Consider the following 13,795-nt stretch of genomic DNA (forward strand, 5'->3'; position numbering starts at 1 on the left):
CTGCAGACCGAGCGAAATACCCTGACGCTAACAAATGCCATCATACATGAATCAACTAATTTCGTAGAGCGGAACACTATTGTCACGCAACGAAACTCTTTTCGTGTAAAGGGCAGCCATAGCTTTCACAGGGAAAGAATAAGATTCAATCACCTTACTTTTGTACAACCCTCGCTGAGGGACTTTTCAAACTTGCGCTGGAACACCGTTCTCACCCTGGAAATTCCCCTGAACAAATGGGTTGCTATCCGCACCAGTTTCGCCAATACCTATGAGAGCGAAGTGGAAGCCACCCGCAAACACAACGACTCTCACCTGACCTTTGGCGTTTCTCTGGGCAGGCAGCCATAAGCTGAAACATATTAACTCGCTGATACTTATAAGCATACACTCACAAGCCTTATTAATAGCTTTAAGAAATCAATTTATGACGAGATATTTACTGCTCTTAATATTGCTGTTTTTCATCTCAAAGCCTTCTATTTCTCAGCAAAGAACAGATGACTTCCTGAAAAATATTCTTCTCAAAGCAGGAAACGATAGTGTGAACATGCTGCTCAGAAACCCGGGCGAGTACCGGTTGCAGATTATTTACACTGAAATTAACCGCGATAAGAACAACAATCCCTCTTTCAAGAACTATTACTTCAACCATGATCCTGATCTCTACTTCAACCCGGCGTCTATGGTAAAGCTGCCACTGGCTTTTCTGGCATTGGAGAAACTGAACAGGCTTCAAAAGAAGGGGGTAAACAAGCATATACCGCTCGTTTTTGATAGTAATTATGTGGGGCAGAAGCCTCTCTATACAGATGCTACGTCTGCTAACGGCCTGCCTTCCATTGCGCATTTTATTCGGCGGGCTTTCCTGGTAAGTGAGAACGATCCCTATAACCGATTATACCAGTTTGTAGGTCAACAGGAAATTAACCGGAACCTTCACCGTAAAGGCTATAAAGACTCCCGCATCGTCCGGCAGTTTATGGGCTTTACAGAAGAGCAAAACCGCCATACGAACGCCGTCCGCTTTGTAAATGATGATGGCAGCACAAGATATTCCCAGCCGCCTGCGTACAATTCCGATTCACTTGATTTTAATAAGGTGGTACTATTGGGAAAAGCCCATTACAACAGCAGCGATAGTTTAGTGAATGCCCCCTTTGACTTCACGAAACAGAATAACCTTCCGCTGGAGGACCTTCAGCAGTTACTGCAATCCGTTATGTTTCCTGCGTCTGTGCCGAAGAAGCAAAGGTTTAACCTTTCAGAAGACGACTATAGCTTCCTGTACTGCTATTTGTCGCAGTACCCCTCCGAGACTCCCTACCCCAAGTATGAAGCAACTCTCTTTTATGACAGTTACGCTAAATTCTTTTTTCGCGATAGCAGTCAGCCTATGCCGGCAAATATCCGGGTTTTCAACAAAGTAGGTTGGTCTTATGGGTTCCTGACCGATGTTTCGTACGTGGTAGATTTTGAAAACAAAGTGGAATACATGCTAGCTGCCACCTTGTATGTAAACAGTGACGGCATATTGAACGACGGAAAGTATGATTATGACTCAGTCGGATATCCTTTTCTATACAACCTGGGGCAGATTATTTATAACTACGAATTATCAAGAGCGCGTACATTCAAACCCGACCTTTCTGCATTTCAGGTGCAATATGAAAAGCGAAACATCAATGATACCCGCCCTTCTTTGAAAGAGGTAGATAATTAACTTTTGTTGGTCAATCATAAAGAGAGGCTGCCTATTTCAGACAGCCTCTCTTTATAAGTTGAAGTAAAATTAGCTCTCCGTTACCTACCTTCATCTCCAGTGGCTTGACTACTGATGCTGCATCCTGTTGAACCAGCTGCGGCCATGAATTTCTTGTGGAGACCTGAACTTAGCCTGTGCTGATGTGGCTGGTTTACTGTGATTGCCGAAACGTCAGGTCTGCCAAATAAAATTTGTACTCTTTCTGCTTGGTATCATATTCAATGCGGTAGTTTTGAGGGTAATATCCTGTCTCCTGAACAGCAGCAGGCTGTTTGATGGCAATTGTCGCTTGGGGCTTGCTGAGAATGTAGTCCAGTATGAACATCGGTTCATAAAAAATCACGCTTTCCTGATACCCGCCAAAAAGAAAAGTCTGTGTAAAGGGAATACTATGTAATTCAGGAGAGGTAACGTCTATGAAGTGCGTCCCCATAGCCTGGATGCGGCCCGGTAGCATCACATAGTCAGTCGGGAGGTAAGCTGGAGCGGGTGGCGCCGGGTCTAGCTCCGTTGGCGCCAGACCTGGAATGGACTTGCGCAGATCATCTGAAATGGTGTAGAAGTGGAAGTCAAAATGAGGTTTGTCATATACCTGCTCCGGTATTACAAATAAATATAAAATAAATATTGTTATAAATAAATTACAAGGAGGCAAATCACTTACGCCTTTAAAAATATTCTCACCCTGACCAGCAGGGTAGGAGGCGTACTAGGCAAGGGGTTTGACTGTGACGTAAAAGGGGGCGTGAGTATATTCCCGGAGCACATTAAATAAAAAGGATTCACAGATTAAGTCAGGCAGCCGACTCAATCAGAAACCTCCTGAATCAAATCACTTATTTCTGACTGACTTAAATAGCGCCAATCCCCAGGTGCTAAATTTCCAAGTTCAAGGGTAATGATACGGATGCGCACGAGTTTCTCCACCTGGTATCCCAACTTGTAGCACATTCTCCTGATCTGCCGGTTGAGCCCCTGTTTCAGGGTGATATTAAAAGTTATGTCATTTACCTGCCTAACAACGGCGGGCCGTGTTTTTTTCCCCATAATGACTATACCAGCAGCGAGACTGTCTACTGACTGTTGTGTCAAAGGCTTATCCACTAGTACCTGGTATTCCTTTTCCTGGTGCCTCTCTGCGTGGAGTATTTTGTATAATAGTTCTCCATCGTTAGTGAGTAGCATAAGCCCTTCTGATGCTTTGTCCAGTCTGCCTACAGGAAATATACTTTGGGCAATGTCTAAAGCTTGTGAAAGATTGTTTTCTATTTGAACATTCATCGTGGATTCTATGCCACGTGGTTTATGATAGGCTATATATACTTTTTTTTGCTGCTCTTTGATAACCTGGTCATCCACCTGAACTTCGTCTTCTGATAGCAGCACCTGCTTTAGTGTCCCTTTTTTGCCATTTACCAACACCCTACCCGAAAGAATATGCTGGACAGCATCTTTATTTGACAACTTTAATTTCTGAACAATAAAAAACTTAAGGGAGGAATTGAGTGCTTTCATTTATAACAGAAAAGCTGCGTATGAACCAGGTGAAATTGATAGGGTGTAATTTAGCAAAGACTTATTAGTTTTAGCTGCCTTAAAGGCATTTGCTTTATAAAACCACCGACTATCAACCAAAGGATTAAAGCATCAAACTCTTATCTAAAAGGATTTTAAAGATGAAATGGGTTCTCTTTACCGACTATACCTGCTGTCCTAGAATACCTGCTTTGTTGATCAAGCACAAAGAAACAGTCTGCCAATGCAAGTAGAAGCTTTATTTTTGGTTTAAAGAAACGCAGGAAAAAATTAAAATCATTTTACTTGACTTTACGTAAAGCAATATTAACTTTGAAACACAAAGTACTTTATATGAATCAGCAGCAAGACCAGTTATCCACCCTGCACGAGATCCGCAACATCATGGATCGCTCTTCCCGGTTTATTTCGCTTAGCGGACTATCGGGTGTGGCCGCCGGAGTTTCGGCGCTTATAGGTGCAGGTGTTGTAAAGTGGTACTTGGTTACGCATGATATAAACTATCAACAGAACTTAAGCCTCCACCTGACAAGGGAGTCCATCCTGTTTATGCTTTCGGTGGCGGGGTTTGTATTTATACTGGCACTTTGCTCGGCTACTTATTTTACCGCACGCAATGCCCGCAAAACAAATCATCGGGTTTGGGACAGCAAAACAGAGCGGATGCTGGTGAACCTGTTTATACCACTGGCAGCAGGCGGCGTTTTCTGTGCGATACTTATATACCACAACCTGCTATACCTGGTGGCCCCGGTCATGCTTATTTTTTATGGTTTTGCTTTGTTAAATGCCAGCAAGTATACCCTGAGCGACATCCGGTATCTTGGTTTCTTTGAAATTATACTTGGCTTACTTACCAGCTTTTTTGTGGGGTATGGATTACTTGCCTGGACGCTGGGCTTCGGGGTGCTGCACATTGTGTATGGCATGCTGATGTACTTTAAATACGAACGATAGCAGGCTGTGAAAGCGTACCTTGAAAATATAAATAAAGCCTTCGAAAGTAAGGCGCGGCTTGGTATTATGTCGGTGCTGATGGTGGAGGACCGTGTAGATTTTAGTACGCTGAAGGACACCCTGCAACTAACGGACGGCAACCTGGCCAGCCACCTGCGTGCGCTGGAAGAAGCAGAATACCTGCAGGTAGAAAAGCAGTTTGTTGGCCGTAAACCAAACACGACGTACCAGGCCACTGAAACAGGTCGCAAAGCTTTCAACAGCCACCTGGATGCACTGGAGCAGCTTATTTTAAATAACAGGAAAGACAGCTGATATTTTTTTTATACTTACACTTTGTAACTCAAAGTACTTTATGCAAAAACGAAGAATTATTTTTAAGTCTAAAACTCAATTATCATGACACAAAGAAACGAATCACAAAACCAGCCGATCCATCCAGCTTCAGTGGGTAGACGCATGCTGCAGGGCGCAGGGATTGGTTTACTCCTTATCCTGTTTTTTCTGGTTGGAGCTGGTGAACCAGACCCGGAATGGCCAAAGTTCTGGATGGTTAAACCTTTGATTGTGGTGCCTTTAGCCGGTGCACTGGGTGGTGTGTTTTATTACAACATGGACCATCTGCGTTGCCTGGGCGGTTGGAGAGAGGCATTGGCTTATATATTGAGCCTGCTTGTGTTCTTCATTGTGCTGTGGCTGGGTACTGTTCTGGGGTTGAACGGCACCATGTGGGATTGATCGGCCAAACAAGTACCGGTTGAAAATTGATTTAAATATTTTAAAACTATAAGATCATGAAAGACAAAAACGAATTAAAAGGAGAAATAGCGGTGAACGACGGATCTACTGCTTTAACTATTATCAGTAGGATATTTGGTGTAGCTTTTTTTGCAATTGGCTTCATAAATACGTTTTGGGGGAACGACCCCGGTTTTGGAGTTTTTATTATTCTTCTTTCTCTCATTTATTTTCTTCCGGTAGATACCATTCTGGATAAAATGACAAATTTCTCAATTCCTATAATGAGATTAGTAAAAATCCTGTTGGGCATTTCTATTCTTTGGGCATCGCTAGGCGTGGGCGAATTGTTCGACAAGATTGAATTGATGATGATGGACTTCTAATCTTAAGAGTTAAACATCTAAAAATCTAATATCCATAAAAAATAAGACTATGATTATTCAAAACAAAAGACTTACCGGCATTGTGCTCGCAGTCGTATTTATTTTGCTTATACCACTAATAGCAATGCAATTCACAGAAGAAGTAAACTGGAATCTGTTCGATTTTGTGGTAGCTGGTGTCCTGTTGCTTGGCATTGCTCTCCTGTGTGAACTTGTCATAAGGAAGGTAAAGAATAGGGATTACCGAATCGGTGTTATTGCAGTTATTTTGTTGGCACTCTTCCTTATTTGGGCAGAGCTTGCAGTCGGCATCTTCGGGACACCGTTCGCCGGAAGTTAGGCAGTAGAACCATCAAGGACGGTGTAGGTGTAAGTGACCAGGGGTAATGATGGACTGATTAGATAAACAAAACCGCGGTGATGAATGAACCGAAAATGAGGAAAATCTGGAGTACGCTTTATACAAATCGAAAACAACAGCCATGAAAAATGAAATACGTACCCATTTGAACGATCCCGGGCAACTCGAAAAGCTTTACCGAACGAACAAGGTGCCTTTTAAGCGGGAGTTCAGTACCATGTACCCGGAACTAAAAGGCAACGCGCTCGCCGATTTCTGGAACGAAAGACTAAATTACGAAAGTGATGAGATTAACTGGGGAACGGGCAGGGAATTGCTATTCGTGATAATTGCTTCGCTGCTGGCAGGTTTTATTGCTAAAATACCTGCCATGTTCCAGATAAACGAAGAGTTCTTCTATCCAAGAAATATAGGTTTCATTTTTCTACCACTCCTGACGGCCTACTTTGCCTGGAAAAATAACTTGCAGCTTAAACAGATTGCTGTAATCTGCGGCGCGATGATCGTCTCACTCATCTATATCAACGTTCTTCCAGCATCTACTAAAAGCGACACCTTACTACTGGCATGTATCCATTTGCCTCTGCTGTTGTGGGTAATGTTAGGAGCTGCATTTGTAGGCAATAACCTAACAGATTATAATAAACGACTTGATTATTTAAGATACAACGGCGACCTGATTGTAATGACAACGCTTATCCTGATAGCCGGGGGCATCATGACGGGACTCACAATCGGCTTATTTTCGCTCATCGGGTTTCAGATTGGGGAGTTTTACTTTCAATATGTCGCTGTTTTCGGGCTGGCAGCTGCGCCTGTAGTTGGCACTTACCTGACGCAGACCAATCCACAGCTGGTAAATAAAGTCTCACCTGTGATAGCTAAAATCTTTAGCCCGCTGGTTTTAATAATGCTTGTCATTTACCTGTTTGCCATCGTCTTCTCAGGTAAAGACCCTTACAACGACCGGGAATTCCTGATCATATTTAATTTGCTGTTGATTGGGGTTATGGCTATTATTTTCTTTTCGGTGGCAGAAAGCTCCAAAACAGCTAGAAACACCACCGCTACCTGGGTACTTTTCCTTTTATCAGCAGTCACTATAGTTGTAAATGGTATTGCGCTGTCGGCCATCCTGTTCCGAATAGCGGAATGGGGCATTACACCAAACAGGCTGGCTGTGCTGGGTGGTAATTTACTGATGCTGCTAAACCTGCTCTTCATAACTGTACTTCTTTTCAGGGCACTTACAAAGAAATCTGATATAGCAGCAGTAGGGAAATCTATCGCCTTATTTCTACCAATTTATAGTATTTGGGTACTGATCGTGATCTTTTTATTCCCGTTGATTTTTGGATTTGAATAACAGCTGCAAATTATAAAGCTCTAGCTAATAATATTACGGGTACCAGATTTTAAGTTCTGACTAAGCTCATTTTGAGTGTCATAGCAGCGCTATTACGCTACAAATAGCTACCGTCAGGTTCTGAAAGCGCCCATTTGCAGCTCAAAGGATAAAGTTTAAATGCTCTGAGTTAACTATAAAAATAAGGAGAAACAGCTATGAATAAGACAGTACATGTTGGCAATATATTCAGTGGGATATTTGCCGCAGTTCTTTTTGCAATCGGCGTATTGAATATGTTTCTGGTACACCCCGTTCCGGGAATTGCTTACCTCCTGCTTTCTTTCCTTTACTTACCCCATGCAAATGGCATTATCAGGGTAAGGTTTGGTTTTTCTATTCCGCTTGTGGTGAAAATAATTCTGGGCATAGTCATTATTATGTTCACATTAGGTGTAAGTGACCTTGGAGACATGATTGATTGACCGGTGTAAGGTATCTTTAATGACAACAACAAACTTTTGCAAATAGAAGCACCATAGGTGAAGTTCGCTAACGGAGAGGAGCGGTAATGCCTTTATCAGAGGTAACATTTCAATGCCCGATTTACATTAGATATGTTTTTAAGTTCTACATCTATCAATACTGTATTAGAGGATTTATTCCTCAAGCACTATATTCCCTATTTACGGTGCAGAACAAATAAACAGGTTTATATATGCGCATGATGCGCCAAGTGGCAGCATAGAAAATGTACAAAAAGAACGTTTGCTTACCTGATGTATATAGGAAATTAATCCTGACCCTATAGCTTCACGCGCTGGCCCGACTCTGCGGCTTTATAGATCGCTTCCACTATCCGGATGTCGCGGAGGCCTTCCTCGCCTGGCACCAGCATCGGCTTGTTCTGCATGATAGCCATGGCGTCATCGTCCATTTGCTTTGCCTGCTGCCACGGCACCTCGTACGGGTAGTTGATTTCTCCGAGCGGGCTGCTGCCTTTTACACCGGCATAGCTCTGGTACGGCTCCATCTTGATTTCCCCTTTCTCGCAGGCGATGTTCAGGTAGTTAATGTTCTCACCGAAGCTGGTCTTGATGTCGGCGACCACACCACCCGGAAACTCCAGCTTTGCCACTGTTGTCTCGTCTATGTTGGTGTATATCTCAGGGCGCGTAGTGGAAATTTTCGCCGATGCAATGGCGATAGGCTCCAGGCCTGTTCCCAGTCGCGCACCTTGTATGGAATACACGCCCATGTCGTAGAGCGCCCCCCCGCCCAATTCCTTTGTTTGCTTCCAGTGGTTTGTGCGGCTCTCGCGGTAGCCGGCGCCGCAGCTTGCCTGCTTCACCTTGCCCAGCAGCTTCTGGTTCACGATACGCATGTACTCCTGTGTGTTAGGTTCGTGCTGCAGGCGGTAACCAATCGCCAGCTTTTTCTTGTTCTTGTTACAGGCATCAATCATCTCCCGGCATTCCTGCTCCGTCATGGCCATCGGTTTCTCGCACCACACATGCTTGCCGGCATTGGCCGCCCGCACCGTGTACTCTTGGTGCATGGACGGGGGCAGCACCACGTACACCACATCTATATCCGGGTTGTTGGCAATCTGGTCAAAAGTCTGGTAGTTATATATGTTTTTGTCGGGGATGTTGTACTTCTTCTTCCACTCCTCGGCCTTAGAGGGGGTACCGGTCACGATGCCGGCGAGGTAGCAATTCTTCGTTTGCTGCAGGGCCGGTGCCAACAGATCGGTGCTGTAGTAGCCCAGGCCTACCAGCGCCACACCGAGGCGGTCTTTTTGCTGGCGTGTGGCCGCCAGTAGCGCATGTGGTGAAAAAAGAGCGGCGGTAGTACCTAATGCAAGGCTTTTCAGGACGTCGCGGCGGGAGGAGGTAAATGTCATGGCTTCCGTTTTGGGGGTTTATATAGGGCAGGATATTTTTTTAAACTACCGGAGTTATATATACTGCTAGTTTAACTATAAAACCTGATGTTTCCATACGAAAAGGTTTAACATTTGGCTATCAATCAGTAACCTCCTGGTTCAAAAAATCCCATTCATCCTATTATACCCAATGCAGAAAATGATTTGTTTCGTTTAAGCGTATAAATAAGATGATGATGATGTTAGGGCTTAGAGGTCCAAAGATTAGTTACAAGTAAATTAATTTAGACAATGAGCACCAGATCAAGAGACCAACAAAAGAAGCAGCGCCAAAAAGAATTCAGGGAAAGGAAAGAACATCAGGAGTCTCTAAAAATTGCGGCAAAAAAAGCTAAGCGCGATTCATCTGGAAAAGATGATGAAACTGATAAGATGTCTAAAATCGAAGACTAAGCTTATTTCCTTTTTTTCAGAACATTATGCGGTTACTTGCTTTGATGTAGAAGTTTCCTTGAAATAAACAAAATTGATAATTTAGCTTCATATCCACCATTCTAAAACTGGGCAGGAATATGTTTTCTTCTGCTTTAATCTAGGATGCCCTAAACTTTGGGAGCCCTATAAAACGATTATAAGAGAACCCAAAGTGATACTTATTGAACCATAAAAGCCGCTCCATTTGATGTGAAGCGGCTATTTACATTAGTAGACCGAAGGAGTGAAATGTCGAACCACATCCACAAAGATTTGATGGCTTTGGATAAGTATATAGCTTTAGGAGAGGAGCAATAAACACCCTCTTCAACATTAGCAAATGACTATCTGTTTATCATTAGAAGTGTTATGAACTAGCCGAAGAGAGGATTGATAAACCTGCTTCTTAGCGCTTTGCCGAAGCACCTCCTCCACCTGCAAATAGGGTACTTCCCGCGCCGCTTCCTGGATGTGGCATGGAGTGGCCAGGGTGCGGCAGGGATGTGACCCAACAAAGCCGTTGCACCTCTCATTAGTACAGAAGCGCTTTGTGTACCTATAAGTACATGCAATTCCCAGGCATGCGTATCCATTTGCCATGAGAGGGGCTACTGTCCGCCACTAAAAGCACCCCCCCAAGCCAAGATTCCAATCAAGGCCACCAGAAACACAACCAGCAATGTAGAACTGATAACTAACCCAGCACGTGCTTTTTCTCTCCCAGCAAGCTTGCCAGGATTTTTTTTAATTTCTGAGAGCGCTGCTATACTCGCTATCATGCCGAAGACAGCTGCTAACGCCGCCAGCAGGAAAGGAACGAGGGAGGATATCGCTATTCCAACAAGGATAAGAGCCGCCGCCAGCAGGCTAAGCATCAAACCAATTCCGGCCTCTTTGCTTTTCTCCGTTTCACCCTCAGGCGTAGCCTGTACTCCCTGTCGCAGTGTTTTCTGCGATCTGCTATTTCCTTCTGGTCCTTTGGCCAGCCTGGCCGCCACTTTGCCTGGAGTTATAGCAGGCTTGTAATCAACAGGCTGCACTGGCCCAGGAGTAGATTCCGATAAATTTGCTGCTGTGCTGGCATTAGCTTCTGGGGGTAGAGTATCGGTTTTAAAGACTTTCTCCTGAGCAGATTGTAAAGTGAGCGCAGCAGCATGAGCCGGCATCCCCTCTGCTTTCCGGGCTTCCTTGTAAAAACCATAGGGATCGGCACCTTTAGAAATGAAAAGCGCTTCTTTTTGGGAACAACTTACTAAGAGCAGCAAGACAGCTGCCAAATGAAATGCAGAGTAGGCGTGTTTCATATGATATTCCCTCCACTTTTGATTATCCTACTCTGGGGCAGCTGCTGACATCAGGGCCTCTGACATGCCTTTGGTTACCTGTCTTTATACGGTAAAACAGGCTATTTGATAGTCTCCTTCCTCCGTGCTAAAACATTCAGATTAGGTATATTCATTGGCGGAAGCCCAAGAGAGAGGGTTTGTAAAGTCTATAGGTTAAGCTCCCTGTTACTGGCAACCTTAAACAAAGCTCTTTGGGCCTATAGAAAATAACAAAGCTCATCTGCTGCGAATAAGGAATGCTTCTTACATGAGGAGGCTTCCTTATTTTATTACGAAGGTATGTTTAGCAGGAACGCCAGTATAGCAACGTTAAAGCCCCTCTTTATACACTTACTTTTACATTCCTATTACTCCGAATGAGCAATTGATATTTGAATCATTTACGAGAGTGCCTGCATCAGATACAGTGTTATGAATGAAATCATTTTACAACAGTTCAGTTTTATAGAAGGAACTCACTTTTCTATAACTACTACCAAAATGGCGGAAAATATCGAGATTTGGGAGAGGAAGGTACATAATCCTATTTTGGGGCTTTAAAAATTTTAACAAGTAGAAACAGGAGGCTAACTCTTGGTTAGATTTTACGTATCATGAATTGGATTATGCTAATTATAAATTTCGCCTACACTTCCTGTTATCCTATTATCCACTCCTAAAGCGGTTGCTTGAGGAGCATGTGTTTGCACCCTTTCTTCTATGCCCTGGTATTTTGCCAGTTTCTTTATTTGATTTTCTGCCCGGGGTGCCCCAGTTGCACCTAGCCCTGCTCCATGTCTGCTCCAGTCAGTTACCTGTTGCCTCTATCTCATCTCCTTCCTTAAATCTACAAATAATGAAATACCATCTATACTCATTTATCAGGCGCATTGGCTCGCTGGTAATACTTTTTGCCATTAGTCTTGCATCATACGGGCAAGGGTTCGGTCCTGAGACGGAGGCCCGGCTGCAGGAGGTGATTGACAGTATCCAAAACGATACCTCCGAACCTTTTGTGGGGGGTATGTCAGTCGCTGTAAAGGTAGGCGACAACTTCCTGTGGGCGGGAGCCACCGGATACGCTGCCCGCAATATAGACGCGCAGAACAACCTGCTGCCTGGTGGTATTCCTTTCACCACTGGTACACTGTCCCAGATCTATAGCATCACCAAAACCTTCACGGCCCCGCTCGTGCTGGAGTTAGCGCAGGAAGGAGTGTTCAGTTTGGATGATCCTGTCAGCAATTACCTCCCGCTCAGCCAGATTAACCCGCGTCTCAACAGTGAGGTCACCATTCGGCAGCTGCTTGCCCACGAGAGCGGGTTCTCTGACTATGCCGTGGAGCAGCAGCTCCAGATAGCGGTGGCGGCTCAACCGGGAAGGATATGGTCACCCTTCGAGGCGATATCCTTCACCAACCAGATCTTCCCAACCGGCACTGAGCGCCGCTACTCCAGCACCAACTACATCCTGCTGGGTGCATTGGTGGAGGTTGTTACAGGTAAGCCAATAGAGCAACACTACCGGGAACGATTCTTTGAGCCACTTGGCCTTGAGTCGATGTACCTGGGGGTAAGAGAGCCCCTGGGAGACCGCGGTGTGCTGGCTGCGCCACACGATAATATTAGCCCCTTCAACCCGGTTTTTGCCCAGACCGGCCAACCCACTTTCCCGGATGCCTACACCAATATCTCACGGTTTCCCATGGATGCAATTGTGTCGCTGGCTTTTGCGGGCGGGGGCATCGTCTCCAATGCGACGGACCTTGCTGAGTGGGGAGATGCGCTGTTCAGAGGCAGGGCGACCAGCCAGGCAACACTGGACATGATGCTGGAATCTATTTCTTCTTCTCCAGACATGAACGGCAATTTCCTTGGATACGGTATCAAACAGATTCCGCACATTAGCGACAGCGAGGTCTTCCTGGGGCATAATGGGGATGCTGTTGGATATCGCACTGTTATGGTGCATCAGCCGGAGAGAGACGTAACACTGGCAGTGCTCTCCAACTTCGCCGGAGCCGATCCATACGCCATTGCCAGAGCACTTTACCGGGCTTTAGCCCCGCAAATAAGTTCTTTTTCACCTAAGCAGGGGCTGCCAGGCACCACTGTCACCATTGACGGCAAGAGACTGGCCACCACTACTTCCGTACGCTTCAATGGAGTGGAGGCAGATTTTACAGTTATCAGCGAGAACAGGGTAACGGCTGTTGTACCCGCCACGGCTTCCAGTGGTCTTATCACCTTAGAAGCAGCGGGCGGCACTGCAGAAAGTAAACGTTCCTTCACGGTACTTCAGCCCCGCATTCAAGCCTTTTACCCGGACAGAGGTTGGCCTGGATCAAAGGTGCTATTGGTGGGCAGGCATTTAGGAACTACGCGGGAGGTATATTTTAATGGTGTGAAAGCCGAAAAGTTTCGGACCTACTTTGATTTCCTTGTACTAGCTGAGGTGCCACAGGGGGCCACTACGGGCAAGATTAGCGTCCTGCTCTCTGGCGGCGGACAGGCCTACACCAGCTCAGACTTCACCATTTACACCATACCACTTTTAGCAGCCAAAGCTGAAGAGGCTAAATCTCAAAGCGAAGATAAAACCACCAGGCCAGAAGCTCTTATTCAGGAGCAGGAGCTAATGGCTTATCCGAATCCTTTCACAGAGCATGTGACCCTTGTCTTCACCTTAGCACATACGCAACCAGTAAACGTGAAAGTATATGACATCAAAGGGCGGGAAGTAGGGGTGTTGTACAGAGGGGAAGCCCAGGGCAACAGCAGGTATCAGCTGATGTGGAAGCCAGGGAAAGAGCTATCTCCGGGACTTTACATTCTCAGGCTACAAACCTCCAGCGAGGTAAGGCAGCAGAAAATAATGCTGACAAAATAGAATAAGTGCATTACTGTGATCCGTCCTAAAGTAGGCTGACATTTTCAGGCACACCATCAAAAGACCCTAATCTATGAAAAGTTAGGGTCTTTTGATGGTGTGCCTGAGCTGTGAAGTCACACCTACATCA

Annotated in this window: 15 protein-coding genes; 11 read left to right on the forward strand and 4 right to left on the reverse strand. The window is 45.1% G+C overall.

Annotation, left to right across the window (positions count from 1 at the left end):
* Both DXT99_RS22325 and DXT99_RS22330 read left to right on the forward strand, forming a co-directional pair.
* Positions 1-351 (forward strand): DUF481 domain-containing protein (locus DXT99_RS22325; protein WP_115567817.1); only part of this gene is annotated, 351 nt, incomplete at its 5' end.
* 76 nt (positions 352-427) lie between these two features.
* Positions 428-1,723, forward strand: coding sequence for a serine hydrolase (locus DXT99_RS22330; protein ID WP_115567818.1), 1,296 nt, complete (start codon positions 428-430; stop codon positions 1,721-1,723).
* A 193-nt stretch (positions 1,724-1,916) separates the two neighbouring features.
* Here the strand turns inward: DXT99_RS22330 and DXT99_RS22335 are convergent, their stop codons facing one another.
* Entirely contained in the window at positions 1,917-2,420 is a 504-nt protein-coding gene (locus tag DXT99_RS22335; RefSeq protein ID WP_115567819.1) for a hypothetical protein, read from the reverse strand.
* 152 nt (positions 2,421-2,572) lie between these two features.
* Positions 2,573-3,229 carry a pseudouridine synthase gene (locus tag DXT99_RS22340; RefSeq protein ID WP_246000958.1) on the reverse strand — a complete coding sequence of 219 codons (657 nt, stop codon included), beginning with the start codon at positions 3,227-3,229 and terminating at the stop codon, positions 2,573-2,575.
* Between the two features lie 405 nt (positions 3,230-3,634).
* Here DXT99_RS22340 and DXT99_RS22345 point away from each other — a divergent pair, with 405 nt between their 5' ends.
* The 7 genes from DXT99_RS22345 to DXT99_RS22375 all read left to right on the forward strand — a co-directional run bounded on the left by DXT99_RS22345 (position 3,635) and on the right by DXT99_RS22375 (position 7,573).
* Positions 3,635-4,258, forward strand: coding sequence for a hypothetical protein (locus tag DXT99_RS22345; protein ID WP_115567821.1), 624 nt, complete (start codon positions 3,635-3,637; stop codon positions 4,256-4,258).
* A 66-nt stretch (positions 4,259-4,324) separates the two neighbouring features.
* Positions 4,325-4,573, forward strand: a complete 249-nt coding sequence (locus DXT99_RS22350; protein WP_394851341.1) for a winged helix-turn-helix domain-containing protein — start codon at positions 4,325-4,327, stop codon at positions 4,571-4,573.
* Positions 4,574-4,657: 84 nt separating this feature from the next.
* Entirely contained in the window at positions 4,658-4,996 is a 339-nt protein-coding gene (locus DXT99_RS22355) for a potassium transporter KefB (RefSeq protein ID WP_115567823.1), read from the forward strand.
* Between the two features lie 56 nt (positions 4,997-5,052).
* The gene (locus DXT99_RS22360) at positions 5,053-5,382 is read left to right on the forward strand and encodes a hypothetical protein (protein ID WP_115567824.1); all 330 of its coding nucleotides are present in this window, start codon (positions 5,053-5,055) and stop codon (positions 5,380-5,382) included.
* 49 nt (positions 5,383-5,431) lie between these two features.
* The gene (locus DXT99_RS22365) at positions 5,432-5,722 is read left to right on the forward strand and encodes a hypothetical protein (protein WP_115567825.1); all 291 of its coding nucleotides are present in this window, start codon (positions 5,432-5,434) and stop codon (positions 5,720-5,722) included.
* A 142-nt stretch (positions 5,723-5,864) separates the two neighbouring features.
* Positions 5,865-7,109 carry a DUF4153 domain-containing protein gene (locus tag DXT99_RS22370; RefSeq protein ID WP_115567826.1) on the forward strand — a complete coding sequence of 415 codons (1,245 nt, stop codon included), beginning with the start codon at positions 5,865-5,867 and terminating at the stop codon, positions 7,107-7,109.
* 197 nt (positions 7,110-7,306) lie between these two features.
* Positions 7,307-7,573 (forward strand): hypothetical protein, encoded by a 267-nt coding sequence (locus tag DXT99_RS22375; RefSeq protein WP_115567827.1) that lies wholly within the window; start codon positions 7,307-7,309, stop codon positions 7,571-7,573.
* A 320-nt stretch (positions 7,574-7,893) separates the two neighbouring features.
* Here the strand turns inward: DXT99_RS22375 and DXT99_RS22380 are convergent, their stop codons facing one another.
* Positions 7,894-8,994, reverse strand: a complete 1,101-nt coding sequence (locus DXT99_RS22380) for a Gfo/Idh/MocA family protein (RefSeq protein WP_115567828.1) — start codon at positions 8,992-8,994, stop codon at positions 7,894-7,896.
* Positions 8,995-9,267: 273 nt separating this feature from the next.
* Between DXT99_RS22380 and DXT99_RS27155 the strand changes: the two genes are divergently transcribed.
* Positions 9,268-9,429: a hypothetical protein gene (locus DXT99_RS27155; protein WP_181885223.1), complete on the forward strand. Its 162-nt coding sequence runs from the start codon at positions 9,268-9,270 to the stop codon at positions 9,427-9,429.
* Between the two features lie 629 nt (positions 9,430-10,058).
* On the opposite strand, the gene DXT99_RS22385 is transcribed toward DXT99_RS27155, so the two are convergent.
* Positions 10,059-10,754, reverse strand: a complete 696-nt coding sequence (locus DXT99_RS22385; protein WP_115567829.1) for a hypothetical protein — start codon at positions 10,752-10,754, stop codon at positions 10,059-10,061.
* 877 nt (positions 10,755-11,631) lie between these two features.
* Here DXT99_RS22385 and DXT99_RS22390 point away from each other — a divergent pair.
* Positions 11,632-13,665, forward strand: coding sequence for a serine hydrolase (locus DXT99_RS22390; RefSeq protein ID WP_115567830.1), 2,034 nt, complete (start codon positions 11,632-11,634; stop codon positions 13,663-13,665).
* The last annotated feature ends 130 nt before the right edge of the window (positions 13,666-13,795 follow it).

The organism is Pontibacter diazotrophicus, assembly GCF_003367245.1.
GTDB classification, from domain to species: Bacteria; Bacteroidota; Bacteroidia; order Cytophagales; family Hymenobacteraceae; genus Pontibacter; species Pontibacter diazotrophicus.

Excerpts from the sequence above, each read along its gene's own strand:
- DXT99_RS22390 (WP_115567830.1), top strand. The coding sequence starts at position 11,632 with ATGAAATACCATCTATACTCATTTATCAGGCGCATTGGCTCGCTGGTA.
- DXT99_RS22365 (WP_115567825.1), top strand. The coding sequence starts at position 5,432 with ATGATTATTCAAAACAAAAGACTTACCGGCATTGTGCTCGCAGTCGTA.
- DXT99_RS22350 (WP_394851341.1), top strand. The coding sequence starts at position 4,325 with ATGTCGGTGCTGATGGTGGAGGACCGTGTAGATTTTAGTACGCTGAAG.
- DXT99_RS22360 (WP_115567824.1), top strand. The coding sequence starts at position 5,053 with ATGAAAGACAAAAACGAATTAAAAGGAGAAATAGCGGTGAACGACGGA.
- DXT99_RS22380 (WP_115567828.1), bottom strand. The coding sequence starts at position 8,994 with ATGACATTTACCTCCTCCCGCCGCGACGTCCTGAAAAGCCTTGCATTA.
- DXT99_RS22355 (WP_115567823.1), top strand. The coding sequence starts at position 4,658 with ATGACACAAAGAAACGAATCACAAAACCAGCCGATCCATCCAGCTTCA.
- DXT99_RS27155 (WP_181885223.1), top strand. The coding sequence starts at position 9,268 with ATGAGCACCAGATCAAGAGACCAACAAAAGAAGCAGCGCCAAAAAGAA.
- DXT99_RS22385 (WP_115567829.1), bottom strand. The coding sequence starts at position 10,754 with ATGAAACACGCCTACTCTGCATTTCATTTGGCAGCTGTCTTGCTGCTC.
- DXT99_RS22345 (WP_115567821.1), top strand. The coding sequence starts at position 3,635 with ATGAATCAGCAGCAAGACCAGTTATCCACCCTGCACGAGATCCGCAAC.
- DXT99_RS22370 (WP_115567826.1), top strand. The coding sequence starts at position 5,865 with ATGAAAAATGAAATACGTACCCATTTGAACGATCCCGGGCAACTCGAA.
- DXT99_RS22375 (WP_115567827.1), top strand. The coding sequence starts at position 7,307 with ATGAATAAGACAGTACATGTTGGCAATATATTCAGTGGGATATTTGCC.
- DXT99_RS22330 (WP_115567818.1), top strand. The coding sequence starts at position 428 with ATGACGAGATATTTACTGCTCTTAATATTGCTGTTTTTCATCTCAAAG.